The 24,560-nt window shown below is 63.6% G+C and carries 20 protein-coding genes; 9 read left to right on the plus strand and 11 right to left on the minus strand.

Going from position 1 to position 24,560, the window contains the following annotated elements; all coding sequences use genetic code 11:
• The 7 genes from ACSVIK_RS21690 to ACSVIK_RS21720 form a co-directional block, all read right to left on the minus strand.
• Positions 1-702 (minus strand): glycosyltransferase (locus ACSVIK_RS21690; RefSeq protein ID WP_442446268.1); only part of this gene is annotated, 702 nt, incomplete at its 3' end.
• Positions 699-1,520, minus strand: coding sequence for a UDP-2,3-diacylglucosamine diphosphatase (locus tag ACSVIK_RS21695; protein ID WP_442446269.1), 822 nt, complete (start codon positions 1,518-1,520; stop codon positions 699-701). The genes ACSVIK_RS21690 and ACSVIK_RS21695, both read right to left, overlap by 4 nt.
• A gap of 118 nt (positions 1,521-1,638) precedes the next feature.
• Positions 1,639-3,006 carry an MmgE/PrpD family protein gene (locus tag ACSVIK_RS21700; protein WP_442446270.1) on the minus strand — a complete coding sequence of 456 codons (1,368 nt, stop codon included), beginning with the start codon at positions 3,004-3,006 and terminating at the stop codon, positions 1,639-1,641.
• A 15-nt stretch (positions 3,007-3,021) separates the two neighbouring features.
• Positions 3,022-4,215 (minus strand): CaiB/BaiF CoA transferase family protein, encoded by a 1,194-nt coding sequence (locus ACSVIK_RS21705; protein ID WP_442446271.1) that lies wholly within the window; start codon positions 4,213-4,215, stop codon positions 3,022-3,024.
• Positions 4,216-4,382: 167 nt separating this feature from the next.
• Positions 4,383-5,384: a tripartite tricarboxylate transporter substrate binding protein gene (locus ACSVIK_RS21710; RefSeq protein WP_442446272.1), complete on the minus strand. Its 1,002-nt coding sequence runs from the start codon at positions 5,382-5,384 to the stop codon at positions 4,383-4,385.
• A 312-nt stretch (positions 5,385-5,696) separates the two neighbouring features.
• Complete coding sequence (locus ACSVIK_RS21715) at positions 5,697-6,584, minus strand: LysR substrate-binding domain-containing protein (protein WP_442446273.1); 888 nt, start codon at positions 6,582-6,584, stop codon at positions 5,697-5,699.
• A 72-nt stretch (positions 6,585-6,656) separates the two neighbouring features.
• The gene (locus ACSVIK_RS21720) at positions 6,657-7,907 is read right to left on the minus strand and encodes an OprD family porin (protein ID WP_442446274.1); all 1,251 of its coding nucleotides are present in this window, start codon (positions 7,905-7,907) and stop codon (positions 6,657-6,659) included.
• A 550-nt stretch (positions 7,908-8,457) separates the two neighbouring features.
• Here ACSVIK_RS21720 and ACSVIK_RS21725 point away from each other — a divergent pair.
• The gene (locus ACSVIK_RS21725) at positions 8,458-9,291 is read left to right on the plus strand and encodes an IclR family transcriptional regulator (RefSeq protein WP_442446275.1); all 834 of its coding nucleotides are present in this window, start codon (positions 8,458-8,460) and stop codon (positions 9,289-9,291) included.
• A 14-nt stretch (positions 9,292-9,305) separates the two neighbouring features.
• Here ACSVIK_RS21725 and ACSVIK_RS21730 read toward each other — a convergent pair whose 3' ends face one another.
• The 3 genes from ACSVIK_RS21730 to ACSVIK_RS21740 all read right to left on the minus strand — a co-directional run bounded on the left by ACSVIK_RS21730 (position 9,306) and on the right by ACSVIK_RS21740 (position 12,712).
• Positions 9,306-10,367: an AbrB family transcriptional regulator gene (locus ACSVIK_RS21730; protein ID WP_442446276.1), complete on the minus strand. Its 1,062-nt coding sequence runs from the start codon at positions 10,365-10,367 to the stop codon at positions 9,306-9,308.
• Positions 10,368-10,681: 314 nt separating this feature from the next.
• Positions 10,682-12,172: a tripartite tricarboxylate transporter permease gene (locus tag ACSVIK_RS21735; RefSeq protein WP_442446277.1), complete on the minus strand. Its 1,491-nt coding sequence runs from the start codon at positions 12,170-12,172 to the stop codon at positions 10,682-10,684.
• 9 nt (positions 12,173-12,181) lie between these two features.
• Positions 12,182-12,712: a tripartite tricarboxylate transporter TctB family protein gene (locus ACSVIK_RS21740; RefSeq protein ID WP_442446278.1), complete on the minus strand. Its 531-nt coding sequence runs from the start codon at positions 12,710-12,712 to the stop codon at positions 12,182-12,184.
• A gap of 568 nt (positions 12,713-13,280) precedes the next feature.
• Here ACSVIK_RS21740 and ACSVIK_RS21745 point away from each other — a divergent pair.
• From ACSVIK_RS21745 to ACSVIK_RS21765, 5 genes are all read left to right on the plus strand, one after another.
• The gene (locus ACSVIK_RS21745; RefSeq protein WP_442446279.1) at positions 13,281-14,078 is read left to right on the plus strand and encodes an enoyl-CoA hydratase/isomerase family protein; all 798 of its coding nucleotides are present in this window, start codon (positions 13,281-13,283) and stop codon (positions 14,076-14,078) included.
• Positions 14,075-16,198 (plus strand): acetate--CoA ligase family protein, encoded by a 2,124-nt coding sequence (locus ACSVIK_RS21750; RefSeq protein WP_442446280.1) that lies wholly within the window; start codon positions 14,075-14,077, stop codon positions 16,196-16,198. Before ACSVIK_RS21745 ends, ACSVIK_RS21750 begins: the two co-directional genes overlap by 4 nt.
• Positions 16,191-18,272, plus strand: coding sequence for a 3-hydroxyacyl-CoA dehydrogenase NAD-binding domain-containing protein (locus tag ACSVIK_RS21755; RefSeq protein WP_442446281.1), 2,082 nt, complete (start codon positions 16,191-16,193; stop codon positions 18,270-18,272). The genes ACSVIK_RS21750 and ACSVIK_RS21755 overlap by 8 nt, the downstream gene beginning before the upstream one ends.
• Positions 18,273-18,277: 5 nt before the next feature.
• Complete coding sequence (pcaF, locus tag ACSVIK_RS21760; RefSeq protein WP_442446282.1) at positions 18,278-19,483, plus strand: 3-oxoadipyl-CoA thiolase; 1,206 nt, start codon at positions 18,278-18,280, stop codon at positions 19,481-19,483.
• A gap of 79 nt (positions 19,484-19,562) precedes the next feature.
• The gene (locus ACSVIK_RS21765) at positions 19,563-19,961 is read left to right on the plus strand and encodes an acyl-CoA thioesterase (RefSeq protein WP_442446283.1); all 399 of its coding nucleotides are present in this window, start codon (positions 19,563-19,565) and stop codon (positions 19,959-19,961) included.
• A gap of 38 nt (positions 19,962-19,999) precedes the next feature.
• On the opposite strand, the gene ACSVIK_RS21770 is transcribed toward ACSVIK_RS21765, so the two are convergent.
• A complete protein-coding gene (locus tag ACSVIK_RS21770; RefSeq protein ID WP_442446284.1) occupies positions 20,000-20,929 on the minus strand; it encodes a LysR family transcriptional regulator in 930 nt (309 codons plus the stop codon).
• Positions 20,930-21,049: 120 nt separating this feature from the next.
• Here ACSVIK_RS21770 and ACSVIK_RS21775 point away from each other — a divergent pair, with 120 nt between their 5' ends.
• The 3 genes from ACSVIK_RS21775 to ACSVIK_RS21785 are packed head-to-tail and all read left to right on the plus strand — an operon-like array spanning position 21,050 to position 24,509.
• On the plus strand, positions 21,050-22,762 hold the full coding sequence (locus tag ACSVIK_RS21775; protein ID WP_442446285.1) for a dihydroxy-acid dehydratase domain-containing protein: 1,713 nt from the start codon (positions 21,050-21,052) through the stop codon (positions 22,760-22,762).
• Complete coding sequence (locus ACSVIK_RS21780) at positions 22,759-24,042, plus strand: aconitase X (protein ID WP_442446286.1); 1,284 nt, start codon at positions 22,759-22,761, stop codon at positions 24,040-24,042. Before ACSVIK_RS21775 ends, ACSVIK_RS21780 begins: the two co-directional genes overlap by 4 nt.
• Positions 24,039-24,509: an aconitase X swivel domain-containing protein gene (locus tag ACSVIK_RS21785; RefSeq protein WP_442446287.1), complete on the plus strand. Its 471-nt coding sequence runs from the start codon at positions 24,039-24,041 to the stop codon at positions 24,507-24,509. Before ACSVIK_RS21780 ends, ACSVIK_RS21785 begins: the two co-directional genes overlap by 4 nt.
• Positions 24,510-24,560 lie beyond the last annotated feature (51 nt).

Here is a 24,560-nt window from a genome sequence, read left to right on the forward strand (position 1 = left end):
TGCCTGGCCATGGCGATAACCGAGAAAGCGCACCTGCGGATATTGACGCTGCAGCTCATCGCGCTGCGGGCCATCCCCCACCACACGCTTCTCGCCCGGCAAATCCAGATCGAGAAAGGCCTGCAGGTTCTTTTCTGGCGCAATACGTCCGACATAGAGAAACACCGGATGCTCTGGGTATGGACGTTCCGCATCTGGCCGGAACAGCGAGGTATCCACGCCCTTGCGCCACAGTTGCAGATGGCGCAGCTCCCAGCCGGCGAATTCCTCGCGCAGGCGTTCGGTGGTCACCAGCACGGCCTGGCTGGGCCGGTGGAAGGCACGCAGAAAGGCATAGCCCCAACGCGGCGCGATCCACGGCCAGCGAGTGCTGACGTACTCGGGAAAGCGGGTGTGGATGGCCGAGGAAAACGCCAGCCCACGCTTGTTCAACCAGCGCCGCGCGGCCCAGCCAAGAGGGCCTTCGGTGGCGATATGCACACAGTCGGGCTGGAAGTCACGAATAGCCGGGCCAACCTGCCAGAGGTTCCATACCAAGGGGATTTCCGGGTAGGTCGGGCACGGCACGGCGCGGAAGTCGGCCGGCGACAGCAGCTTGACCTGATGACCCAGGCCGCGCAGCTCACGCACCAGCGCTGCCAGGCTGGTGACCACGCCGTTGACCTGCGGTGACCAGGCGTCGCTGACGATCAGTATTCTCACGCGCCCGTCTCGAGCAGTGCCGCCGCCCGCTCATCGGCGGCCTGCCGCGCCTGTTCCTCGGCCAGCCGGTAGAGTTCGATCTGCCCATCCCAGTGCTCGATCAGCGCCGTGCAGGATTCCACCCAGTCGCCGCAGTTGAGGTACTCCACCTCGCCGACCTGACGGATCTCGGCATGGTGAATGTGCCCACAGACCACACCGTCGAGGCCGCGCTTGACGCACTCGTGGGCGATGGCTTCCTCGAAGTCGCTGATGAAGTTCACCGCCGTCTTGACCTTGTGCTTGAGGTAGGCCGACAGCGACCAGTAACCGTAACCGTAGCGGCGCCGCCAGTGGTTGAGCCAGCGGTTGAGGGTCAGGGTGAACTCGTAGGCCGAATCGCCGAGGAAGGCCAGCCAGCGGTGGTAACGGGTGATCACGTCGAACTGGTCGCCATGGATCACCAGCAGCCGACGGCCATCGGCGGTGACGTGCACCGCCTCGTCCACCAACTGGATGTTGCCCAGCAGCAGGCTGGAATAGCGGCGCAGGAATTCGTCGTGGTTGCCGGTGACGTAGACCACCTCGGTGCCGCGCTTGCTCATGGTCAGCAGGCGGCGAATCACGTTGGTGTGGGCCTGCGGCCAGTAGATGCCACCGCGCAGCTTCCAGCCATCAATGATATCGCCGACCAGGTAGATGCGGTCGGCGTGATAGCGCTTGAGGAAGGCGGCCAGGTGCTCGGCCTGGCAATCACGGGTACCAAGGTGCACGTCCGAGATCCACAGGGTACGAACACGTTGCTTACGACTGGGCTTGGCGAGCTGGGCGCTGGTCATGAACGGCCTCCGGCTGTTTTGGACAGCTTGAGGCGAAGCGGTGAAGTGATCGTGACGCTTGCAAGACGATTGCATGACAAGGGGCGGAGGCAGCGACTGACTTGCCGACCCTGCCCCATCAGGGCCGTGGCAGGCTCGTTCGGGTATCCAGGCGGACAAGTCCTGGCAGTGCGTCCCCGTGCAGGATGGTCTGGCGTAGCGTATCCAGTTGCGACGGAGAGAGAACGCTGCCGGCCAGCTCATCGTACTTGGCCACCAGCTCCGCGTCCGAGAGTGGATCTTCAGGGTCGCCCTTGCGGGTTTGCTGGAAGTGCTCGAACTGGCGCCCATCCTTGAGCTTGACGAACAATCTGGTCATGCGCTTTTTCGGATAAGCCGCCGCCAGTTCCTGATCCACGCTGACGCTCACCCTGGCCATCAAGGCGCGAATCTCCGAGTGCGCCAGCACCTCGGGGGCGAATGCGGCCAGACGAACCGCACCGAGCACCACCTGCGCTGCGACGCAGTATTGCAGGCTGAAGCGCGCCTCCTGGGCCGAGCCGGGATTGGCCCGGTTGCACATCTGATAGGTGGCGCCGTAGCCCGCCACATGGATCGACTCGATGGCCTCGGCCGCGAAGCCCTCGCGCGCCTGCAACAGCCTCAGGCCATCGAGGGCCGGAAAGATATGCCCGCAACAGCCATGGTTCTTCACCGTCATGTGCATGATGGGCGTCCACGCTCCCAGGCCCTCGAGCGCTGCGGCCCAGTCACCGCTGGAGACGCTGGTGGCAGCCGCGAAACCCTTTTCGCCATGCAGGCTGTCGAGGGACGCCGTCACGCCATGGGCTGCCGCCATGCCGGCGAGGATGCCGGCATCGGCGGCATGGCCAGGATGCAAGGCCTTGGCCATGCCCTCGCCCTGCAGGTTCTGCTGGTGCCCCCCGGCGAAACTGCTCGAGAGCGCGATGGCATGGGCGACTCGCTCGGCATCCGCCCCGAGAAGCATCGCGGTCGCCACGGCGGCACCGATGCTTCCAACCGTGGAAGTGGTATGCCAGTAACGATAATGGCTGGGCTGAATGGCCAGGGAAACCCGGCAGCCCACCTCATAGCCGGCGATGATCGCGCGATGCAGTTGCTCCAGCGATGCGCCCCTATCCTGAGCGACGGCCAGGGCTGCGGAAACGGTCGGGCTGCCGGGGTGATAGCCACCGTCCTTGAAGATATCGTCGAACTCCACCGTATGGCTGGCGCAGGCATTGAGCAGCGCCGCATGCCGTGCCGAGGCGGCCTGGCCGTCCACGTAGCAGATGGCGTTGCCCGTGCCACGGCAGGCAGCCAGGGCCTCGGCCAGCAAAGTGGCCGGAGGCAATGGGCAGCCCGGCAGGGTCGTGGCGAACCAGTCGAGGACGACCCGCCGGGTAGCCCAGCGCAGGTCGTCGTCCAGATCGCGGTGGTGCCAGCCGGCCGCAGCCTCGGCCAGCACCAGGATGGGATTGCTCATGTCGGTTCCTGAAGATCAATTGACGACACCGGCCGCGCGCAGCGTTTCGATCTCCTGCTGCCCGTAGCCCAGCTCGGCGAGGATTTCGGCGCTCTGAGCGCCGACGGGTTGCGGCGCCAGGGTGATCCGTGGCGGGCTGTCCGACAGGTTGAACGCAGCTACCGGAACCCTCAGCCCATCGACGACGCTGCCCGAGGCTGCGTGTTTCTGCAGCACCTGCCTGCCAGCCACCTGTTCATCGGCAATGGCTTCCTCCAGCCGGCGAATGCGCGCAGCAGGAATGCGCCTGCTCTGCAGGAACTGCTCCCAGTAGTCCGCCGACATGGTGCCGATGATTTTCGTCAACACCTGTGCCTCTTCGGCATGCGCATCGAGGCGCTGGTTGTTGTCGGTCTTGATCATGTCCTCACGGCCAAGCGCCGTCCACAAACGACGTTGCTGCACCAGGTTCGAGGCGCCGATCATCAACGGAGCATCGCTGGCCTGATAGCAACCAATGGTGGCGAAGGGGAAGGTGTTGCCCTTCTGCTCCGGATGCTTGCCGTTCCAGAGCAAGCCCGTGAGGTGCGAGCTGGTCAGTATCAGCGCGACATCGAGCATGGAGACGTCGATGAACTGCCCCTTGCCACCATTGCGTTCACGCTGAAAGAGCGCAGTGGCGATGGCATAGGCAGCCGAAGTGCCGGTGGCGTAGTCCACCACCGGAGCACCTGACTTCAGGGGTCTGCCATCGCCATGGCCGGTCATCGCCATCATCCCGGAAAAAGCCTGGATCACGTTGTCGTAGGCGGTCTGCTCGCGGCGCGGGCCGTTCGAGCCGAAGGCCGAGATGGAGCAGTAGATCAGCCTGGGGTTGAGTTTCGACATTTCCTCGTAACCCAGCCCCAGCTCATCGAAGGCACCGGGGCGATAGTTCTCCACGAACACATCGGCGGTGGCGATAAGCCGCTTCATCGCCTCGCGCCCCTCGGCAGTCTTGAGATCCAGCGCCAGGGTCTTCTTGTTCGAGGCCTGAGCCATGAACGCAGTGCCCATGCCCATATCGTTCAAGGCACGATCGGAGCCCTGCATGCGTGCCTGGTCGGGATCATCGGGCGACTCGACCTTGATCACCTCGGCGCCCAGCACCGCCATCTGATAACTGGCGAAGGGGCCAGCGAGTACATGCGTCGTGTCGACGACGCGAATTCCCTCGAATGCTTTGGACATGAATTCCTTACCCTGTAAGCACGGACGTCTGCTGCCGGCCAAGCGCGGAGATGGCGGTGCCCGACCTGCCGTCAACGAAGGGGAAACAGCCCCATTCGCAGTCGCCGGCCTGGCATGACCTGGCGTTCGCCAGAGCCTTGACCTGCCATCTCGCTGGCCGAGCTATTTCACTGGATGTAACCGGCTTCCTTGAGCTGGACTTCCGCCACTTCCGTTACACGCTTGACGAACTTCGTGTACTCGTCTGGCCCCATCCAGGAATCCACCACACCGGCGTTGCGCGCGTAGTTCTGGTATTCCTCCGAACGCATCGCCTTGTGGATGGCATCGGCAATCTGCTGCTGCAGTTCCTTGGGCATGTTCGCCGGGCCGAATATTCCACGAACCTGCAGCCAGCTGGTGTCGACCTCATAGCCCTGCTCGGCGAAGGTGGGTACATCGGGCAGACCGGTGAGTCGCTTATCCCCCAGTACGCCAAGCCCATGGATGCGATCGGCATCGAAGAAGGAGCTGACCGCGCCGAGATTGGACACCCCGACATCGACGTGGCCACCCAACAGGGCCGCGGTGATATCCGGTGTGGAGTTGAAGGCCACCCAGTTGAACTTGACGCCGGCCGCTTTCTCCAGCATCGAGATACCGATGCTCTGCATCGAGCCTGCCGGGCCAAAACCACCAATGTTGACCTGGCCATGGTTCGCTTTGGCCTTGGCCACCAGATCATCGATATTCTTGATGTCGGAATCGGATCTCACGAACAGCAGGATCGCATCTTCCTGGGTCGAGGCGATCCAGGAAAAATCATCGATGGAGTAGGTACCCTTGAGGTTGGTCAACATGCTGGTGAAGTGAGAGAGAGTATTGACCCCGAGCGTCAGGCCGTCCGGGCGGGCTGCGCGAATCCGCGTCATCTGCGCGGCACCGCCGCCACCCGGCGCGTTGATCACAATCACCTTCTGGCCGATCTCCGGCTCCAGGGTTTTGGCCAGCGTCCGGATGAAAACATCCGCCGTACCGCCAGCCGCCGTGTGCATGACCATGTTGACGGGACCGGTGGGGCGCCACTCGCCTTCAGCGAGCGCGGCATCAACCGCACCGAGCATTGTCACGGCTGCCAGTACGCTTGCACCCAGGCAGTGACGGGCCTTCTTTCCAACTTTGCTTAGCATCTTCTGACGATCTCCGACGATGTTATTTTTGTAATTCGCTACGGGGCTAACCCCTAAATCAAGGCTCCCAAAAAACCATCCGCGTCGGTACTGATGATTTGTCAGCCAAAGCAGGCCTTAACGTTGGGCAAAGTATCTGGCTGCAGGCAGCACGATCCCGGCGCCGCAGGCGCGACGGCGAAAAGGGTTCGGCAAGGGTTCACCCGGGCGGCGACGCCAGCCGATACGAGACAGGCAATCAGCGCAGCCCACAGGCCTGCCGAGCCGCCCTGCCAGAGCGGTAGTCGTCCGCTCCTGGCACGGCAGGCATGATCAATCCGTCTGCGCCAGCAGCTCACGCATCCAGGCAAGAAACTTCAGCAAGGGTTCCGATGGCTTCATCTTGCGTGGCCAGGTCAGGTAATAGCCTTCACCGGTCTTGCAGCCGTGCTCGAACGGCGCGATGAAACTGCCATTCTTGATCTGCCGCTCGACGAATGCCCGGACGGCGATGGCCACGCCCATGTTCATCGACGCAGCCTCATAGGCCAGTGCCGAATTATCGAAGCGAACGCCGGTATCGGCATCGACTCGGATACCCACCGATGCCAGCCAACTGGCCCAGTCGTTCGGCCGTGCCATGGAGTGCAGCAAGCGCATGCGGGCCAGATCCTGGGGCGACTCCAGCTTCGTCGAAGCCATAAAGGTCGGTGAGCATATGGGAATCAGCTCGATATCGACGAGTTTCTCCGCATGCAAGTCGGGCCAGTCGCCGCGCCCGGAGCGAATCGAGGCATCGATGTTCTGCGTCTCGAAATCCACGGGTGCCAACGAAGAGGAGAGCCTGATTTCAATCGATTCATGGGCATCGTGAAAGTTGGCCAGCCGGGGAATCAGCCAGCGCTGCGAAAACGTGGTGTAGGACTGTATCGACAGAATATCCCGCCGCCCCCTGCGCGAGACCTTGCGCGCCGCACTGCTGATGTCCTGGAAAGCGCGCGTGATCCCCTCGTACAGCTCCTTGCCTTCACGCGTCAGTTCGATGCCTCTGTGCAAGCGTCGAAACAGGGCCACCCCGAAATACTCTTCGAGCACCCGTACCTGGCGACTGACGGCAACCTGCGAGACGTTCATCTCTTCTGCGGCACTGGTCAGGCTACATAGCCGGGCCGCAGCCTCGAAGGCTCTCAAGGGGTTCAAGGGAGGCAGGGGATATTTCATTGGGCCACCGTGATCAAACGAAAAAGCACCAGCGGCAGCCAGGCAGTGGCCGCGCGACTGGTGCATCTGAGCTCAGAGCAGGCTGAGCGGATAACTGATGATAACGCGAGCGTCGTTGGCATCACGAGCGAAGTCTGATCTATAGGTGGCGCTACGCAGGCGCACACCCAAGCCTTTGAAGCTACCGCTCTGGAACACGTACTGCAGTTCGACATCCAGTTCGCGCTCACCGCCACCATCAGCCCCTCGCACATCCGCACCACTGCCGCGCAAGTATCGGGTCATGAAGGTCAGGCCCGGAATGCCCACCTTGGCCAGATCGTAATCGTAGCGCAGTTGCCAGGAGCGCTCGTCCTTCTCGGCGAAATCGCCGACCTGGACGAAGTTGACCAGATAAGGGTTGGCGCCCGCGACATAGGGAAAGGCCGAGTCCCCCGACATCACCTGATAGCCAACCCCCAGCGAATGGCCGTTCAGCTTGTAGGTACCCATGGCGCTGATCGCGCGGTTATCGATGTCACCACCATTGGCGTTGCCTTCATCGTCGCTCAGGAACAGGCGGATATCCGTATTGAACGCGCCCCACTCGCCCTTGCGGCGATCGCTGAGCCCCACGAACTGCTGGCGATAGATATTCTCGAAGCGAGCGTACTGGTAACTGAAGTCGGTGTTTTCCAGCACCTTGTAGCTGAGCCCGAGCAGCTCGAAGTCACCGCCATCCAGAGAGCCGCTGAAGCGACGGTTCTTGCTGTTCAGCGCCAGGCCTTCATCACTCGTCTGGTCGCGTTGCACGACGCGCTGGATTTGCGCACCGGTGAGCTCCAGATCTTTCAGTTCGCGCACCTGCAGTTGCATGCCCTCGAAGGTCTGCGGCAGCAGACGGCCATCGTTGGCCTGCAAGGTCGGCCACTTGGGCAGCAGCGTGCCCAGCTTGAACTCGCTGTTGGAGGCGCGCAGCTTGAGCGTGCCGCCAGCCTTCGAGTAGTCGTCCGACACGTCCTTGTCGTCTTCCACCGGCAGCAGCCCAGTGCCGGCCCGACCGCGGCCGGAATCGAGCTTGATACCAAGCATGCCGATGGCGTCGAAGCCGACACCGATGGCGCCGGGGGTATAGCCGGATTGGTAGCGCAGGATGAAGCCTTGCGCCCACTCTTCGCGCTGTGACTGCCCGCTTCCCTCCCTGAAGTCGCGGTTCATGTAGAAATTGCGCAGATCCAGCGAGGCTTTGCTGTCCTCAAAAAAACCTTCCGCGAAGGCCGAAGGCAGCATGAGGGCAAGCCCCGTCCCTGCCACGCACAGGGGCATGAGTTTCATCGTGTTCATCGTAAATACCTGACGAAGGGCCGGACGCCGCAACCAGGGCGGAGCCGGTCGAGGGTGGGCGAAGCCGGACTTGGGCATCACCAGGCAAGCCGAAACCCGACGCATCGACTCTGCGCAAGCGGGATAGACAACAAGAGGTGACCCAAGCGGGTTCGATTCAAATAGCGATGGCGCTATTTGCAGTCATTCATCCAGAGTGGGATTGCATGCCGCGTATTCGACCTGAACGACCATGCAGTGCGTCGCAACGCCGGAGCGTCATGTCATTCACGGGTATCGAGGCATGCGCCAGTGCAGCAGCAAGAGAAGGAATGTTCATAGAGACCTACTTGTTGTTATGAGTCTTGAATGAAACGCCCATCGATTATGCAAGCGCACCCCTGATGTTCAACCGCGCTATTCCATTGCATGGAACATCAAGACCATACTGACACTGGCTTGCGGCTTGTTGCGTTAGCCTAAGGACGATCCGACGACGATCATTCGCAGAATTCGATGGGCTCAGATTCGAGTTCATGCCATGTAACCGAGCACTCAGAGAGCCAAGGCGATGTTCAGCCCTCAACTTCACGCACTGGAAGAGGCCACCGACACAACGACGCCTTCGGGCCTTCCCGGCCAGGGCAAGTCGACCCCGAATCGCTCCCTGGAACGTGGCCTGGGCCTGTTGCGGGCCTTTCGTCCGGGCTGCGAGTACCTGAGCAATGGGGAGCTGAGCGACAGAACGGGCCTGTCCAAGTCGACCGTCAGCCGCCTGACGCAAACGCTGGTTCGCAGCGGCTTCCTCGATTACGACCCGATCAGTGGTGCCTATCGACTCGCCGCCTCCCTGCTCAGCCTGGCCCACACCCTGCATCAGGGCAGTTCTCTGGTGCGAATAGCGGAACCCTTGATGCGCCAGGTCGCCCGACAACTCCAGGTAAACGTTGGCCTGGCCGCCGCCGATGACGATGAGATGGTCTACCTGGAGTCGATCAGGCTGAGCGCGCGTAAAACGCCGCGCACCGTCGGCACGGGCCAGCGCCTGCCCATGGAGCTGACCGCACTGGGTCGCGCCTGCCTGGCCATGCAGGATGAGGTTCACCGCCAAGCACTGCTGGAACGTTTCCAGGCACGCCGCTGCGCCTCGCGCTGGGCGGAGCTGAGCCTGGAGATCGAAGCGGCCATGCACAGTGTCGAACGTCATGGCTATTGCGCCGCTTCCTGGCAACCGCAAGTGGTGTCGATAGCCGCTCCCCTGAACCTCCCCAGCTATCGCGCTCACGCGCTGAACATCAGCCTGTCGACCCGCGAAAGCATCGACGCGGTGATCGCGCGCTATGCGCAGCCGCTGCTCGAGCTGACCGAGACCATCAGGCGCGAGCTGAACCCACAAGAGTCATGACCGCCCTCTGACGCTCAGGACGCGCCCCTTGACTCGAAGCGCCGTGCCGCTGCAATGAACCAGTGGATCCCTGGCATGAATATGCAGATGCGCACGATCTGGAAGGACACGATAATGGCCACGCTGTAGCCAAGAAACTGCGCGGTCAGTGCCATTTCAGTGACCCCGCCGGGCGCCGCGCTGAGCACCATGACCTCCCAGGGCAGCCCGGTCAGCCCCGCGAAAGCCACGGCCATCATGCTGCTCATGAACAGGAAAAGGAGCATGGACAGGATGATGGTGAGCGTGAGCTTCATCTCCAGAAACAGCTCCTTGGTAAACACCGAACCCAGCCAGGTACCCAGCACCACCTGGGCGATGGCCAGCACCAGCGAAGGATAAGGCGCCACGTGCAAGCCACTGCTGGAGGCTGCAGCAGAAATCAGCAAGGCTCCGAAGAAATAGGGATTCGGCAGCCTCAGCCATTTGAACAGCAGGGCACCGGCCAGGGCAGAGATGGCAAGGAGCGCAACGCCAGCGACATCGAACGCGCCGACCGCGCCAAGGGTTCGGCCGGCATTTCCCGGCCAGCCGTCGGCTACGTACAACGCAATGGGGATAATCACCACGACGCTGGCGATGCGGATGGTCTGCGACAGCACCACCACCCCCTTGTCGAGGCCGAACCGTTCAGCGATCACCGCGGCCTCTACCGGGCTGGTGGGGATGGTGCAGAGCAACGCGGTGGAATAGTCGAGACGACTGAAGCGCTTGAGCAGCAGTGACACGAACAGCGCGCACAAACCAGTCAGCACGGCCAGGCCCACGATCTCAGGCCCCATTTCGACAATGACGGCCAAGGCATCAGCGGTGAATGCCAGCCCCACGGTGGAGGCAATGATCATTTGTCCATAGGGCCGGGTTTTGGCCGAAATGGCCGTTTTCATCACGCCCGTAACGTACAGGAAGGCCGTCAGCAACAGCGGGCCGATCATATAGGGCAACGGCATACCGATTGCCACAAACACCCGTCCCATGGCGAAACACAGTCCGTACAGAAGCAGCAACCGAGCCACGCCAGAAAGATCCATAGCCATCACGACATCCTTAACCGTCAACCGGCATCATCAACAATCATCCGGCGCCGCCTGGAGCGCCGCGCCTCCACCTGCGAAAGCACATGCCGGACACGAAACGGCCCGCAACGACAAACCATGACTGACTTGAGTTTTCGGGCCATGAAGTCCCGTGGCCTGCTCTGTCAGAGGCATCGAGCACAGGCGCCTTTCATTTCATTCGGCGCCTGACTCCTCACCGAATCGCGCAGGGGCTTGTCAGGCCCCTGCTCCGGCCAGACTCTGCAGAGCGACCGCCCTGCCCGAAGAAACGTCCAGCCCCATGGAGGCCACCATCAGGCGAGCCGACGAGTGAACTTGCCACGCACGAACTTCAACGCCGGCATGGCGAACGAAAGCACTGCAACCGCCAGCAGAACCAGGGTCAGCGGGCTGCTGTAGAACACCGAGTAATCACCATTGGAAATGACCAGCGCCCGGCGGAAGTTGGTTTCGAGCATCTCCCCAAGCACCAGCGCCAGAATGATGGGCGCGAGCGGAATATCCAGCTTGCGCAGGACATAACCGAGCACACCGAAGGCCAAGGTGACATACAATGGGAACATCGAGTTCTCGGAGGCGTAAGCCCCCATCAGGCAGATGGCCGATACCGTGGCAGCGACCGCCGGACGCGGGATGTCCGCCACCTTCGCCCAGTACTTGGCCCCAGCCAGACCAATGATGATCATTACCGGCACGCTGACCCACAGCGCCGCGATGACGGTGTAGGGAATCTCCGGGTTGGTGGTGAACAACAACGGTCCCGGCTGAATGCCATGGATCATCAGCGCGCCGATCATGATGGCGGTGGTCGGAGAGCCGGGAATCCCCAGGGCGAAGAGCGGCGCCAGCGCGCCGGATACCGCCGCATTGTTGGCCGACTCCGAAGCCGCGATACCCTCGACACTGCCCTTACCGAATTGCTCGGGGGTTTTCGAGGCTTTCTTCGACACGGCATAGGACACGAAGGAGGCAATGGAAGCTCCAGCCCCAGGCACCACGCCAATCACATAACCGATCACGGAACTACGCAGCAGGTTGAACTTCAACTTGCCGAAGGTCTTCAGCGGCACCGCCAGAATCCCATTCATGGGATGGCTCTTGACCTTGGCGGAAGGCCCGGCCTCGATCATGAATAGCACTTCGGACAGCGCGAACAGGCCAAGCAACACCGGCACCAGCGGGAAGCCCTCGAAAAACTCGGGGTTCGGGCTGAAACGGGGAAGGCCGGTCTGGGTGTCGAGGCCGACGGTGGCCAGGGCGAGGCCAATGCACATGGCGATGGCACCTTTGACAGGCGAACCATTGGACAGAGTCGAGACCAGGCTCAAGCCCACCAGAGCCAGGCCAAAGTAGGCGGTAGGTCCAAAGTTGAGCGCAAACTCCGAGAGAGGTACCGCTGTCAGCAGCAACAGCAAAGCACTGACGAAGATGCCCACTCCCGAGGAAATGATCGATATGTTCAAGGCCACGCCAGCCTTGCCTTGCTGGGTCAGCGGAAAGCCATCCCAGGATGTCGCCACGGCGGCAGCGGTACCGGGGGAATTGATCAGGATCGCAGAAATGGCCCCACCATATTCAGCAGCCGCATACAGGGAGATCAGCGTCACGATCGATACCAGAGGATCGAGGCTGTAGGTGAAGGGAATCAACAAGGCCACACCGAGACTCGGGCCCAAGCCCGGCAGCGCGCCAATCATGTAGCCCAACAGCGCCCCGACGATCAGGCCTACCAGCACCAACGGGTCGGCAAAGGCCGAAAACCCGATCAATATATTTTCGAACATGGTGACACCTCAAGAAAAGCTGACGCCGAGAGCCAGTACAAAGATGGCGTAAAGGCCCGCGCTCAGACCCAACGAAACAGCCGTGATCTGGAGCGGTCGACGTTCACCGGCAACCAGCATGAGCAGAGCGGAAAGTGCAGCCACCCCGATAACGGGGCCCAGCTTGTCCAGATACGAGCCGACGCCCAGCAACAGCAGGATTGCCAGCACGACCGACAGGGGACGACAGGTCGTGATCACGTCCTCGGGCGACCGTCGCATGCACCGGAGCAAGCCGAGACAGAGCATCAGCACCACGGATACCAGTGCAGCGACGGCAATGATGGTCGGAAACTCGCCGACGCCTATTGCATTGGGATTCAGAGAAGCGGGCAGTTGCAGGGCAGCCCAGCCATACCAACCAAACACGCCCAGCAGGATGAGTCCGGCAAGGATATCCAGAACACCCGCGGGAACCTTGATCAGAGACTCCGCATTGCACGGAGCCGTCATCGACTTCTTCGCCTTCGCTGAAGCTGCCGACACACTCGATGTGTTCATCTTTACTTCCTCTCACCGCGACCGCTGTCACGGATTCCCGCGCCCACCTGTGGCGCGGCTGTTTTTATTGTATTGGGCCGTCTACTTCCTGAGGCATCCGAGCATGCACTTGTCCTGCATCCTTCGGGCGTAGACTTTATAACCGGCAGTATTCAACCCATCTGTTACCGCGCCCTCACTATGACCGAACGCCTGGCCGCCCTGAACTGAGAATTTATTTGGCCTAGAGCAGCAGGTTGTTTGTCATGCACCACCGCCGCCCCAGCCGAAACAGGCGAAAACCCAACAAATACGGGCCCTTGAAGCAGGAGCCTGACCACCTCGCGGCTCAAGGTCACGTTCGCTGCCCCCAACCGCTGCCTGACGATTCGCAGGACATCCCAACGTTTTGTTAGACCAATCGACATCTTTAGTCATTTGAACAGCCGCCAGGTTGATCGAAGAATGCCAAATAGGATGACGACCGAACTAAAGGCTCAATTCACGCCTGCAGTCGCCCAGCCGCAATCAGCCTGCTTAGTGCCAGGCATAACTCGAATCGGTTTATCTAATTACAAGAGATCCAATAATGAGCCAGAACACTCTGATCAACTTTCAACAGGAAAACGGCATTGCCGTCCTGACCCTCAACCGACCAGAAAAACGCAATGCGATGAGCGACGCCATGCGCGCCGAACTGGTCCAGTTGCTGGAGAAGTTGCGTAGCGATCGCAGCGTTCGTGCGCTCATCATCACCGGCACCGGCAAGGGTTTCTGCGCGGGCGGTGACATCGCCGGCATGAAGGCGCGTATGGAGGCCGATCCGGCCGTCGTTGGTTTCAACGGCTGGGAGCGCCAGCAAGGCGTGCACTATGCCGCCAGCCTGCTGCTCAACCTGCCCATCCCCACCATCGCCGCCGTCAATGGCGCCGCTGCTGGCCTGGGCGCCGATCTGGCGCTGTCCTGCGACTTCGTCGTCGCCGCGCGCCCGGCCACCTTCACCTGGGCCTACATCGCCCGTGGCCTGATCCCCGATGGTGGTGGCCTGTACTTCCTGCCACGGCGGGTCGGCCTGGCGCGGGCCAAGGCGCTGATCTTCAGTGGCCGCCGTGTCGCCGCCGAAGAAGCGCTGGAACTGGGTATCGCAGACCGCCTCTGCGAAGCCGACGACCTGCTGAGCAGCGCCATGGCCATGGCCGATGAGATGAGCCGCGGCTCGCGCACCGCCACCGCACTGACCAAGTCCATCATCAACCGCAGCTACGAGATGGCCGAACACCAGGTGTTCGCCGAAGGCAGCAAGGCCCAGGGCATCTGCTACACCTCGCAGGAACACCGCGCCTCGGTGCAGGCCTTCCTCGACAACGCCAAGGAGGCCGCCAAATGAAACAGCTCGATGCCCTGCTCAACCCGAAAAGCGTTGCCGTCATCGGTGCCTCGGCGGATGCCAGCAAGACCTCGGGCCGCCCGGTTTCCTATCTGCTCAAGCACGGCTTCGCGGGCGCCATCTACCCGGTCAACCCGAAAGCCAGCGAGATCCAGGGGCTGCGCTGCTACGCCAGCATCGAAGAGCTACCGCAGGCGCCTGACGTCGGTCTGGTGCTGCTCAGCGCCAAGCGCAGCATCGATGCCGTGCGCTCGCTGGCCAAGCTCGGCTGCAAGGCGGCTGTCGTCCTGGCCAGCGGCTTCGCCGAAGCGGGTGAAGGCGGTCTGAACCTGCAGGAGGAGCTGAAAGCCGCCGCCGGTTCGATGCGCATTCTGGGCCCCAATACCATCGGTCTGGTCAACCTGTCCGCGCGCATTCCTCTGTCCGCCAGCGGTGCTCTGGAAATCAGCGACCTGCCCACCGGCCATGTCGCCGTGGTCTCCCAAAGCGGCGGCATTCTCGGCGCCCTGCTCTCTCGCGCAGCCGGTCGCGGCATCGGCCTCTCCTCGCTGATTTCCACCAGCAACGAGGTGGATCTGGAAGTCAGCGACTTCATCGACTACCTGGTGGATGACGACAACACCAAGGTCATCGCCCTCTATCTGGAAAGCGTGCGCAACCCGCAACGCTTCCGTGAAGTGGCACTGCGCGCCCGTGCGGCGGGCAAACCGCTGGTGGTGTTCAAGATCGGCCGCTCCGAAGCCGGTGCCACCGCCGCCAGCTCCCATACCGGCGCGCTGGCCGGCGAAGACCGCGTCTACGATGCCTTCTTCCGCGAGCTGGGGGTGATCCGTGCCAACACCTTCGACGAATTCCTCGACATCCCCGCCGTACTGGTCGCCGGGCGCCGCCTGGCTGGCCGCCGTGTGGCCATCCTGACCTCCACCGGCGGTGCTGGCACGCTGATCGCCGACAGCCTGGGCATGAACCATTTCGACACCCCGGCCCCGGATGCCGCCACCGCCGAACAACTGCGCGCCCTGCAGGGCGACACGCCCACTGCACTGGATCGTAACCCGATCGACGTGACCCTGGCCGGCCTGCAACCCGACCTGCTGCGCCAGGCGATCCGCACCCTGCTGGCCAGCGACAGCTACGACGCGCTGGTGGTGATCATCGGCTCCTCCGGCCTGGCCATGCCTGACCTGGTGGTCAGCGCCATCCAGGACTGCCTGGAGACCAACGACAAACCCGTGCTGGCCTACGTCAGCCCCTATGCGCCCGATACCCTCAAGCGCCTGAACAGCGCCGGCATTCCGGGCTTCGGCTCGCCGGAAAGCTGCAGCGCCGTGCTCGGCGCGCTGGATCTCATCGCCCAGCCGCTGCCCAACCTGGCAGCCGCGCCGCGCATCCAGTTGCCGGCGATGGTCGAGCAGGCCGAGGGCTCGCTCGATGAGGCCGCCGCCAAGGCGCTGTTCAGCCAGGTAGGGCTGCGCGTGCCGCAGAGCCGCGTGGTCGCCAGCCGCGAGGAGGCCGTGCAGGCCGCTCGCGAACTGGAACATCCGGTGGTGCTCAAGGTGCTGGACGCCAAGCTGCTGCACAAGAGCGATATCGGCGGCGTGGCCCTGCACCAGACTGCAGATACCATCGGCGCACGCTTCGACAAGATGGTCACGGAAGTGGCCGGCCACGTCGGCTATCGCCCGGATCGCTTCCTCGTCGAAGCCATGGTTGCTGGCGGTCACGAGCTGATTCTCGGCGCCAACCGCGACGCCCTGGGCACCACCATTCTGCTGGGTGCCGGCGGCGTCACCGCCGAGCTGTACAAGGACACCGCGCTGCGCATGCTGCCCGAACAGGGTGGCCTGACCCTGGAGCAGGCTCACTCGATGATGCAGCAACTGATCACCTGGCCATTGCTCGACGGCTATCGCGGTTCCAAGCGCCGCGATACCGAGGCACTGGCCCAGGCCATCGTCAATTTCTCCGCCCTGGTCGCCGCCTTTGGCGAGCGCCTGGTGACGTCTGAAATCAACCCGTTGTTCGTCCTGCCCGAAGGCCAGGGCGTGGTCGCGGCCGACGCCGTACTGGTGCTGCAGCAGGCCGACGAAGAAGTCAGCGGAGAACGCCGTTATGGCTGAAGCCCTGAGCAACGGCCAGGTTCACCTGGCCTACGAGGACGAGATCGCCGTGATCACCCTCGACAATCCGCCGGTCAACAGCAGCACCGATGCAGTCAGACGAGGCATTCTCCACGCGCTGGCGAGCCTGGATATGGCGCGAGCCCGTGCGGTGCTGTTGACCGGTGCCGGACGCAACCTGATGGCCGGCGCCGACCTGCGCGAGCTGGAGAACGAACCGACCGAGCCCACCCTGCCCCAGGTGACGGCGGCCCTGGAAGCCTGCCCCCTGCCGGTGATCGCGCTGATCAAGGGCCATACCCTGGGCGGTGGTCTGGAACTGGCACTGGCCTGCGATGCCCGCCTGGCCACGGCCACTGCCAACCTGGGCCTGCCGGAAGTCACGGTGGGCATCATCCCCGGTGCCGGCGGCACCCAGCGCCTGCCCCGCGCAGTCGGAATGGGCACGGCGCTGGACATGATCGTCAGCGGCAAACCGATCAAGGCCGCCAAGGCCCTGGAACTGGGCCTGGCGGATCACCTGCTGAGCGCCAGCGACGAAGCCGAGCAACATGCCGAAGCCCTGGCCTTTGCCCGCCAATACCAGGGCGGCAAACGACCACTGAGCGCGCGCCCGGTGGCCGCCGAGGACAAGGCCGCCCTGCGCACGCGAGCGCAGAAACTGATCGCCGCCGCGCGCGGTCTGCCGGCGGCAGCGGTTGCCGCCGAAGTGGTTCTGGCTGCCGATGAGATGAGCTTCGCCCAGGCCATCGGCAAAGAGCGCGCGGCCTTTCTCGCCCTGCGCGGCAGCCAGGCGGCCCAGGCCCTGCGCTACCTGTTCTTCGCCGAGCGCGCCGAGCCCTATGTCCCGGCGCAACCGACAGAAGCACGGGTGCTGGAGCGGGTCGCGGTCATCGGTGCCGGCACCATGGGCAGCGGTATCGCCCTGTGCGCACTGCAGGCCGGCTGCACGGTGGATCTGCTCGAACTCAATGCGCAAGCACTCGCAGCAGGCGTCAAGCGCATCGAAGACGAGTTGGCGCGCGATGTGGAGCGCCAACGTCTGAGCGCCGACAAGCGCGATGCCATCCTCGCCCGCCTCACCGCCATTCAGGACATCCAGACCGTCGCCAAAGCCGACCTGGTGATCGAAGCGATCATCGAAGACATGGCGGCCAAGCAGGCGCTGTTCCAGCAACTCGCCGCACAGGTGAGCCGCGACACCCTGCTGGCGACCAACACCTCCTATCTCGACATCGACGCGATCGCCGAAGGCATTCCTCACCCCGAGCGCGTACTCGGCCTGCATTTCTTCAGCCCGGCACACCGCATGGCCCTGCTGGAAGTGGTGCGCGGCCGTTCGACCGGCGAGCAAGCGCTGTGCGCGGCGCTGAAATTCGCCGAGCGCCTGAAGAAAAAGGCCATCGTCGTCGGCAACGCCTGGGGCTTCGTCGGCAACCGTCTGTATGCGGCCTATCGTCGCCAGTGCGAGTTCATGCTCGAAGAAGGCGCCAGCCCCGAGCAGATCGACGCGGCTCTGGAGCAATACGGCTTCGCCATGGGCCCGTTCAAGGTGGCCGACATGTCGGGCCTGGATATCGCCTGGCGGATGCGCCAGCAGACCGCCGCCACACGGCACCTGAGGCGCTACGTCGGCATCCCGGATCTGCTCTGCGAAGCCGGTCGCCTCGGCCGCAAGACGGCCAAGGGCTACTACCGCTATGGCGAAGACAACAAGCCACAGACCGATAGCGCAGTCGCCGGGCTCATCGCCGGCTATCGCCGTGAACAAGGCATCGCAGCCAAAGCCTTCAGTGATCAGGAAATCCAGCAGCGCGCCGTGCTGGCACTGATCAACGAAGCCCTGCTGTTGCTCGCGCAAGGGGTCTGCCAGCGCCCCGAGGATATCGATATCGCTCTCGTCCACGGCTACGGCTTCCCGCGCTGGCGCGGCGGGGCGGTGTTCATTGCCCGCAGCATGGGTTCGAGCGAACTGAATGCCGCCCTGGATGGCTTCGTCGAAGCCTCCGGCAAAGGCCAGGAGCGCGGCGATGCCACCCTGCTGGACGCTGACACCCAAGCAGAGAAGGAGTGAGGAAAATGTCAGAAGCCTATATCTGCGATGCGATTCGCACGCCGTTCGGCCGTTTCAATGGCGCCCTGGCCTCGGTTCGCAGCGATGACCTGGCCGCCCTGCCCATCGCCGAGCTGATGGCGCGCAACCCTGGCCTGGACTGGAGCCTGATCGATGACGTGATCTACGGCTGCGCCAACCAGGCCGGCGAAGACAACCGCAACGTCGCGCGCATGGCCGCGCTGCTGGCGGGCCTGCCGATCTCGGTACCCGGTGCGACCCTCAACCGCCTGTGCGGCTCCGGCCTCGACGCGGTGGGCAGCGCCGCCCGTGCCCTGCGCTGCGGCGAGGCGCAGTTGATGATCGCCGGTGGCGTCGAAAGCATGAGCCGCTCCCCTTATGTGATGGCCAAGGCGGAGCAGGCCTTCGCCCGCGGCCAGCAACTGGAAGACACCACCATCGGCTGGCGCCTGGTCAACCCGAAGATGAAGGCGCTGTACGGCGTCGATGCCCTGACCCTGACCGCCGAGAACGTGGCCGAGGAAGAAGGCGTATCGCGTGCCGATCAGGACGCCTTTGCCCTGCGCAGCCAGCAACGCTGGCAACGCGCTCAGGAAGCGGGCTTTTTCGAGCGGGAAATCATGCCGGTGACCATCACCCAGCCGCGCAAGCCGGAGCGCATCGTCAGCCAGGACGAGCACCCGCGCCCGGACAGCACGCTCGACGCGCTCGGCGGCCTGAAGGGCGTGGTCAAGCCCGATGGCACGGTGACCGCCGGCAACTCCTCGGGCATCAACGATGGCGCCTGTGCGCTGCTGATGGCCAATGGCGAAGCTGTCGACAGACACGGCCTCAAGCCACGCGCCCGGGTCGTGGCCATGGCTACTGCCGGTGTCGCCCCGCGCCTGATGGGCATGGGCCCGGTACCGGCGGTGGAAAAGGTCATGCGCCTGAGCGGCCTGAACATCGGGCAGATGGACGTGATCGAGTTCAACGAGGCCTTCGCCGCGCAGGCCATCGCCGTGTGCCGCCGCCTGGGGCTGCAGGACGACGACCCGCGGGTCAACCCCAACGGCGGCGCCATCGCCATCGGCCACCCGCTGGGCGCCTCCGGGGCGCGGCTGGTCACCACCGCGCTGAACCAGTTGGAGCGCCAGCAGGGCCGTTATGCGCTGTGCAGCATGTGCGTCGGGGTCGGCCAGGGCGTGGCCCTGATCATCGAGCGGCTCTGAAGCCGCCAGCAACGCCCTCTATCATCCGGCTGACAACGCGCTTGCAGCCGGATCCTTCAGGCCAATCCAGGGCAGGGTCATGAGTCCTTTCTTCAACGCCTCGATCAAGCCTCGCTTCAGCGAGACCGACATGCGCGGCCACATCAACAACACCGTGATTCCCGTGTGGCTGGCCGACGGCCGCGCGGCGTTGTTTCGTGAAGAGCTCGGCTCCCGGGTGCCAACCATGGTGGTCAACCTGAACGTGGATTTCAGCCTGGAGCTGCACTGGGGCGCGCCCGTCACGGTGCGCACCGCCGTCGAACGCATCGGCAACAGCTCCATCCGCTTCGTTCAGGAGCTGTGGCAGAACGATCAGTGCTGCGTGCAGGCCCGCACCACCATCGTCACCCTGGATGGCGAGACGCGCAAACCGATGCGCGTCCCCGACCACGAAAGAACCTTGCTGGCCCCGTACCAGTTGAGCGCCGAGCGATAGGCCTGCTGGCACATTCGCCAGGCGCTCGCCCTGGCTCGCTATTCGAGGGTGCGTAACGACGGAAAGTCGGCGAGCAGTTCGATCAGGGTTTCCCGCAGCCAGCGGTTGGCCGAATCGTGATGGAAGCGGGTGTGCCAGTGCAGATGGATGTCGTAGCCGGTGATGTCCCAGGGCAGAGGCAGCAGGCGAACCCGGGCGATCTCGGCGAAGCGGCGCCCCACCGCCAAAGGAACCGTGGCGATCATGTCGGATTCGGCCACCAGAAACGGCACGCCCATGAAGCGCGGCAGGCTGAAGCGTATACGCCGGGTGACGCCACGCAGCGCCAGTTCACGATCCAGCACGCCCATGCCACGGCCATCGGCCTGCACGGCGACATGATCGGCCGCCTGGTACTGCTCCGCACTCAAACCTTCGGCGATGTGCGGATGATCTTCCCGCACGATGCAGACGAACCTGTGGCTGTACAGGGCGCGATTGCGGATCGACGAATTGAGCAGGCGCGGGAAGTAACCGATGGCCGCGTCCACGTCACCGGCGTCCAGTCCCTCCTCCAACTGCTCGGGAGATAGCGCCAGCGTGCGGATACGCAAGCCTGGTGCACGCTCGTCGAGTACCCGCATCAATTTGGGCAAGAACACCATCTCGCCGATGTCGGACATGCACAGCACCAGTTGACGCTCCGAATGCTCGGCGACGAATCCAGAGGATGGCAGCACCTCGTTGCTGACCAGCTCCAGAATGCGCTGCACCGGCTCGGCGATCTGCAAGGCCCTGGCCGTAGGCTGCATCCCCCGCGAGGTGCGCACGAACAAGGGGTCATCGAACAGGGTGCGCAGCTTGGACAGGGCAAAGCTCATGGCCGGCTGACTGAGCCCCATCAGGTCACCGGCCTGGGTCACGCTCTGCTTGCGGCGCAGCGCATCGAAGACTTTCAGCAGGTTCAGGTCGACGTCTCTAATATCCATATTTTGGATTTCACATATAAGCGAAATTAGGTTTTCGGATTCTAGGCATCCTCCTAGACTCGCCACAAGACATCCGTGAAACACGGCCTGGCTGCAAGAATAAGAACAACGGAGCACACAATGCCCAAGAAGCTGCGAAGCAATTTCCCCTATGGCTCTTACCTGTGGGCCGTACGCGCCGCACAGTGGCAAGCATTGGGGATCGACGAAAGCGAACTGGAAAAACCGAAAATCGCCATCGTCAACTCCTCGTCCAACCTGGCCATCTGCTTCAGTCATCTGGATGGCATCGCCGCCGAGCTCAAGCAGGCGATCCGCGATGCCGGCGCCCTGCCCTTCGAGATTCGTACCGCCGCGCCGAGCGACTTCATTACCGGCGCCGGTGCTGGCGGCGCCTACATGCTGGCCGCACGTGACCTGATCACCAACGACATCGAGGTGGCGGTGGAGGGCGCCCAGCTCGACGGCATGATCTGCCTGGCCTCCTGCGACAAGACGGTGCCCGGCCAACTGATGGCCGCCGCCCGCCTGAACATACCGACGCTGGTGGTGGTCTGTGGTTACCAGCCCAGTGGTGAGTACAACGGCCAGCACGTCGATATCGAGGACGTCTTCATCGGCTCCATGCATGCGCTCACCGGCAAACTGCCGGTGGACGAGCTGGTGGGCATGGCGCGCAACGCCATCAAAGGCCCTGGTGTGTGTTCGGGCATGGGCACGGCCAACTCCATGCATCTGGTCTGCGAGGCGCTGGGCATGGCCTTGCCGGGCAGCTCGCCCATCGCCGCCAACAGCCCGCAGATGTTCGATTTCGTGCGCCAGGCCGGGCAGCGCATCGTGGCCATGGTCGAAGAAGACCTCAAGCCGCGCGACATCCTCAGCCCCGGCGCCTTTGCCAATGCGGTCAGCGTGGTACTGGCCGCCGGCGGCTCGGTGAACTGCATCAAGCACATGCAGGCGGTCGCTGCCGAAGGCGGCATCGATGTCGATATCTATGGCCTGTTCCGCGAGCTGGGCAAGCGTGTGCCGGTGTTGGTGGGTGTCAGGCCCGTGGGCGAGCACAGCATCGAACAGATGGAAGCAGCGGGAGGCGGCCGTGCCCTGCTCAAGAGTCTGGAGCCGCTGTTGCATGGTGACGCCCTGACCGTTACCGGCAAGAGCCTCAGCGACAACCTGCAGGGCGTCGTCGTCGCCGATGATCAGGTGATTCGGCCGCTGCAACGGCCCTTCGCCACTCAACCGGCGATCGTCATGCTGCACGGCAACATCGCGCCCCAGGCGGGCATCGTCAAGTACGGCATCGATCCCGGCAAGATGCGCCGCTTCAGCGGGCCGGCGATCTGTTTCGAGCGCTCGGCCGATGCCCTCGCGGCCTTGCAGCAGGGGCGCATCAAACCCGGCCATGTGGTGGTGATGCGCGGCGCCGGCGTCCGTGGTGGCCCAGCCATGGGCGGCGGCGCGTCGCGCGTGGTGTTCGCCATCGATGGCGCGGGCCTCGGCGACCAGGTGGCGATGCTCACCGACGGTCATCTTTCCGGCCTGGTGTGCAAGGGCCTGGTGGTGGCGGAAGTGGCGCCGGAAGCCGCCGTCGGTGGCCCGCTGGCATTGCTGGTCGATGGCGACATCATCGACATCGACCTGGACGAGGCTCGCCTCGATGCCCGTATCGCGTCCACCGAGCTGCAGGCACGCGCCGAGCGCTGGAAGGCGCAACCGGCGCAGTTCGGTGGCGGCTGGCTGGACATCTACCGCGGTGCGGTCAGCGGCATGGAGCATGGAGCCGTTCTGATCAAGCCGCTGGATATCAGCGATGAGCAGGAGGCTGGCCGATGAGACTGCGCGACGATGAAAAGGCCATGCTCGATGGCGCTCAGGGCCCGGCCGTGAGCAAGGCCATGGATCTGCTGCTGCGCTATGGCGAAGCCCTGGGCGCCGAATGCCTGGTGGACACCCGCAACGTCGCCGGCACCATCGGAGCCACCACCCCCTTTTTGCGCCAATATGGCGATCGCAACGGCGGCATGGATGCGGTGTTCAGCGAGTTCAACCTGGACAGTGCCGAGGTCGTGCCCATCCCCAAGGTCAAGGTGTTCAGCAGCCATCTGCAGCAGGGCATCGATCCCAGGCAGGCGGCGCGGCAGGGTGTCAGCGAGGATGTGGTGCGCATCTATGAAAAAGGCCAGGCCTACAGCAGCGGCCTGGGCGTGCAGCCGCTGAATACCTGCACGCCCTATCAGGTCGGCAACGTGCCGGTCAAAGGCGAGCATTGCGCCTGGATGGAATCCTCGGCGGTGATCTACATCAACTCGGTGCTCGGCGCGCGTACCAATGCCGAGGGCCGGGAAAGCACCGGCGCGGCCATGCTCACCGGCAAGATTCCCTACTGGGGCCTGCATATCGATGAGAATCGTCGTGGCAGCCACCTGATCCAGCTCGATATCGACCTCAGCAGCACGGCGGACTGGGGCCTGTTCGGCTACTGGGTGGGCGAGCAGGTACAGGATCGAATCCCGGTGATCGAGGGTATCCGCCATCAGCCCAATCTGGCACGGCTCAAGCACTTCGGCGCGGCGGCCGCCTCCAGCGGCGGCGTGGAGATGTATCACCTGGTCGGTGTCACCCCGGAAGCCCGCACCCGCGAGGAAGCCTTCGGCACGCGCCGGATCGAGTCGGTGTTGCGCTTCGGCGAAGCGCAGCGGCGCTGGGCTTATGAGCAGGTCAATATCACCGCACGTAACGCACAGGTGGATTTCGTCATGCTCGGCTGCCCGCACTACAGCCTGGAGCAGATCTGGGAAGTCTGTCAGTTGCTCGAAGGCCAGCGCCTGAGCGTCAACACCGAGCTCTGGATCTTCACCGCCGCCTCGATCAAACAGCTCGCCGACCAGGCTGGCTACACGGCCACCATCGAAGCCGCCGGCGGCCACCTGATGACCGATACCTGCTCGGCCATCGGTCGGGTGATCCCTCAAGGCACCCGGGTGGCGGCAGTGGACTCGGCCAAGCAGGCGCATTACCTGCCGGCGATCATGGGCATCGAAACCTGGTTCGGCAGCACGGCCGAGTGCGTGCAGGCTGCCATCGAAGGGCGTTGGAGAGGAGTACTGAAATGACCGATTCCTTCACGCTCAAGGGCCGCAGGGTGGTCGGCGGCATCTTCGAGGGCGAAGCCCTGGTGACCCGTGACCGTATCTCCGGCTGGGGTGGCATCGACCCACGCAGCGGCACGGTGATAGAGACCCGGCATGAGCTCAAGGGCATCAGCTTTGCCGGCAAGGTGCTGGTGTTTCCCGGGGCCAAGGGCTCTTCGGGCTGGTCGTCGCAGTTTCACATTGCCCGCCTCGCCGGCATGGCGCCTGGCGCCATGCTGTTCAACGAAATGACGGCGAAGATGGCCCTTGGCGCGGTGGTGGTACACGCCCCTGCACTGACCGATTTCGATGACGATCCGCTACGCCGCATCCGCACCGGCGACTGGGTACGGGTAGACGCCGACGCCGGCACCGTCGAGGTCATCCCACGACACCTGGACACTCAGCGAGAAAACCAGGCGCCTCGACGCGCCAACACGGAACCCTGAAGGCTCTGCAACCCTTCATCGCCTTTGTTCACCGGCATTGCCCAGGTGACG

This window comes from Pseudomonas sp. NCHU5216 (genome assembly GCF_052156495.1).
Classification (GTDB): Bacteria; Pseudomonadota; Gammaproteobacteria; order Pseudomonadales; family Pseudomonadaceae; genus Aquipseudomonas.

Excerpts from the sequence above, each read along its gene's own strand:
- ACSVIK_RS21695 (WP_442446269.1), bottom strand. The coding sequence starts at position 1,520 with ATGACCAGCGCCCAGCTCGCCAAGCCCAGTCGTAAGCAACGTGTTCGT.
- ACSVIK_RS21700 (WP_442446270.1), bottom strand. The coding sequence starts at position 3,006 with ATGAGCAATCCCATCCTGGTGCTGGCCGAGGCTGCGGCCGGCTGGCAC.
- ACSVIK_RS21705 (WP_442446271.1), bottom strand. The coding sequence starts at position 4,215 with ATGTCCAAAGCATTCGAGGGAATTCGCGTCGTCGACACGACGCATGTA.
- ACSVIK_RS21710 (WP_442446272.1), bottom strand. The coding sequence starts at position 5,384 with ATGCTAAGCAAAGTTGGAAAGAAGGCCCGTCACTGCCTGGGTGCAAGC.
- ACSVIK_RS21715 (WP_442446273.1), bottom strand. The coding sequence starts at position 6,584 with ATGAAATATCCCCTGCCTCCCTTGAACCCCTTGAGAGCCTTCGAGGCT.
- ACSVIK_RS21720 (WP_442446274.1), bottom strand. The coding sequence starts at position 7,907 with ATGAACACGATGAAACTCATGCCCCTGTGCGTGGCAGGGACGGGGCTT.
- ACSVIK_RS21725 (WP_442446275.1), top strand. The coding sequence starts at position 8,458 with ATGTTCAGCCCTCAACTTCACGCACTGGAAGAGGCCACCGACACAACG.
- ACSVIK_RS21730 (WP_442446276.1), bottom strand. The coding sequence starts at position 10,367 with ATGGCTATGGATCTTTCTGGCGTGGCTCGGTTGCTGCTTCTGTACGGA.
- ACSVIK_RS21735 (WP_442446277.1), bottom strand. The coding sequence starts at position 12,172 with ATGTTCGAAAATATATTGATCGGGTTTTCGGCCTTTGCCGACCCGTTG.
- ACSVIK_RS21740 (WP_442446278.1), bottom strand. The coding sequence starts at position 12,712 with ATGAACACATCGAGTGTGTCGGCAGCTTCAGCGAAGGCGAAGAAGTCG.
- ACSVIK_RS21745 (WP_442446279.1), top strand. The coding sequence starts at position 13,281 with ATGAGCCAGAACACTCTGATCAACTTTCAACAGGAAAACGGCATTGCC.
- ACSVIK_RS21750 (WP_442446280.1), top strand. The coding sequence starts at position 14,075 with ATGAAACAGCTCGATGCCCTGCTCAACCCGAAAAGCGTTGCCGTCATC.
- ACSVIK_RS21755 (WP_442446281.1), top strand. The coding sequence starts at position 16,191 with ATGGCTGAAGCCCTGAGCAACGGCCAGGTTCACCTGGCCTACGAGGAC.
- pcaF (WP_442446282.1), top strand. The coding sequence starts at position 18,278 with ATGTCAGAAGCCTATATCTGCGATGCGATTCGCACGCCGTTCGGCCGT.
- ACSVIK_RS21765 (WP_442446283.1), top strand. The coding sequence starts at position 19,563 with ATGAGTCCTTTCTTCAACGCCTCGATCAAGCCTCGCTTCAGCGAGACC.
- ACSVIK_RS21770 (WP_442446284.1), bottom strand. The coding sequence starts at position 20,929 with ATGGATATTAGAGACGTCGACCTGAACCTGCTGAAAGTCTTCGATGCG.
- ACSVIK_RS21775 (WP_442446285.1), top strand. The coding sequence starts at position 21,050 with ATGCCCAAGAAGCTGCGAAGCAATTTCCCCTATGGCTCTTACCTGTGG.
- ACSVIK_RS21780 (WP_442446286.1), top strand. The coding sequence starts at position 22,759 with ATGAGACTGCGCGACGATGAAAAGGCCATGCTCGATGGCGCTCAGGGC.
- ACSVIK_RS21785 (WP_442446287.1), top strand. The coding sequence starts at position 24,039 with ATGACCGATTCCTTCACGCTCAAGGGCCGCAGGGTGGTCGGCGGCATC.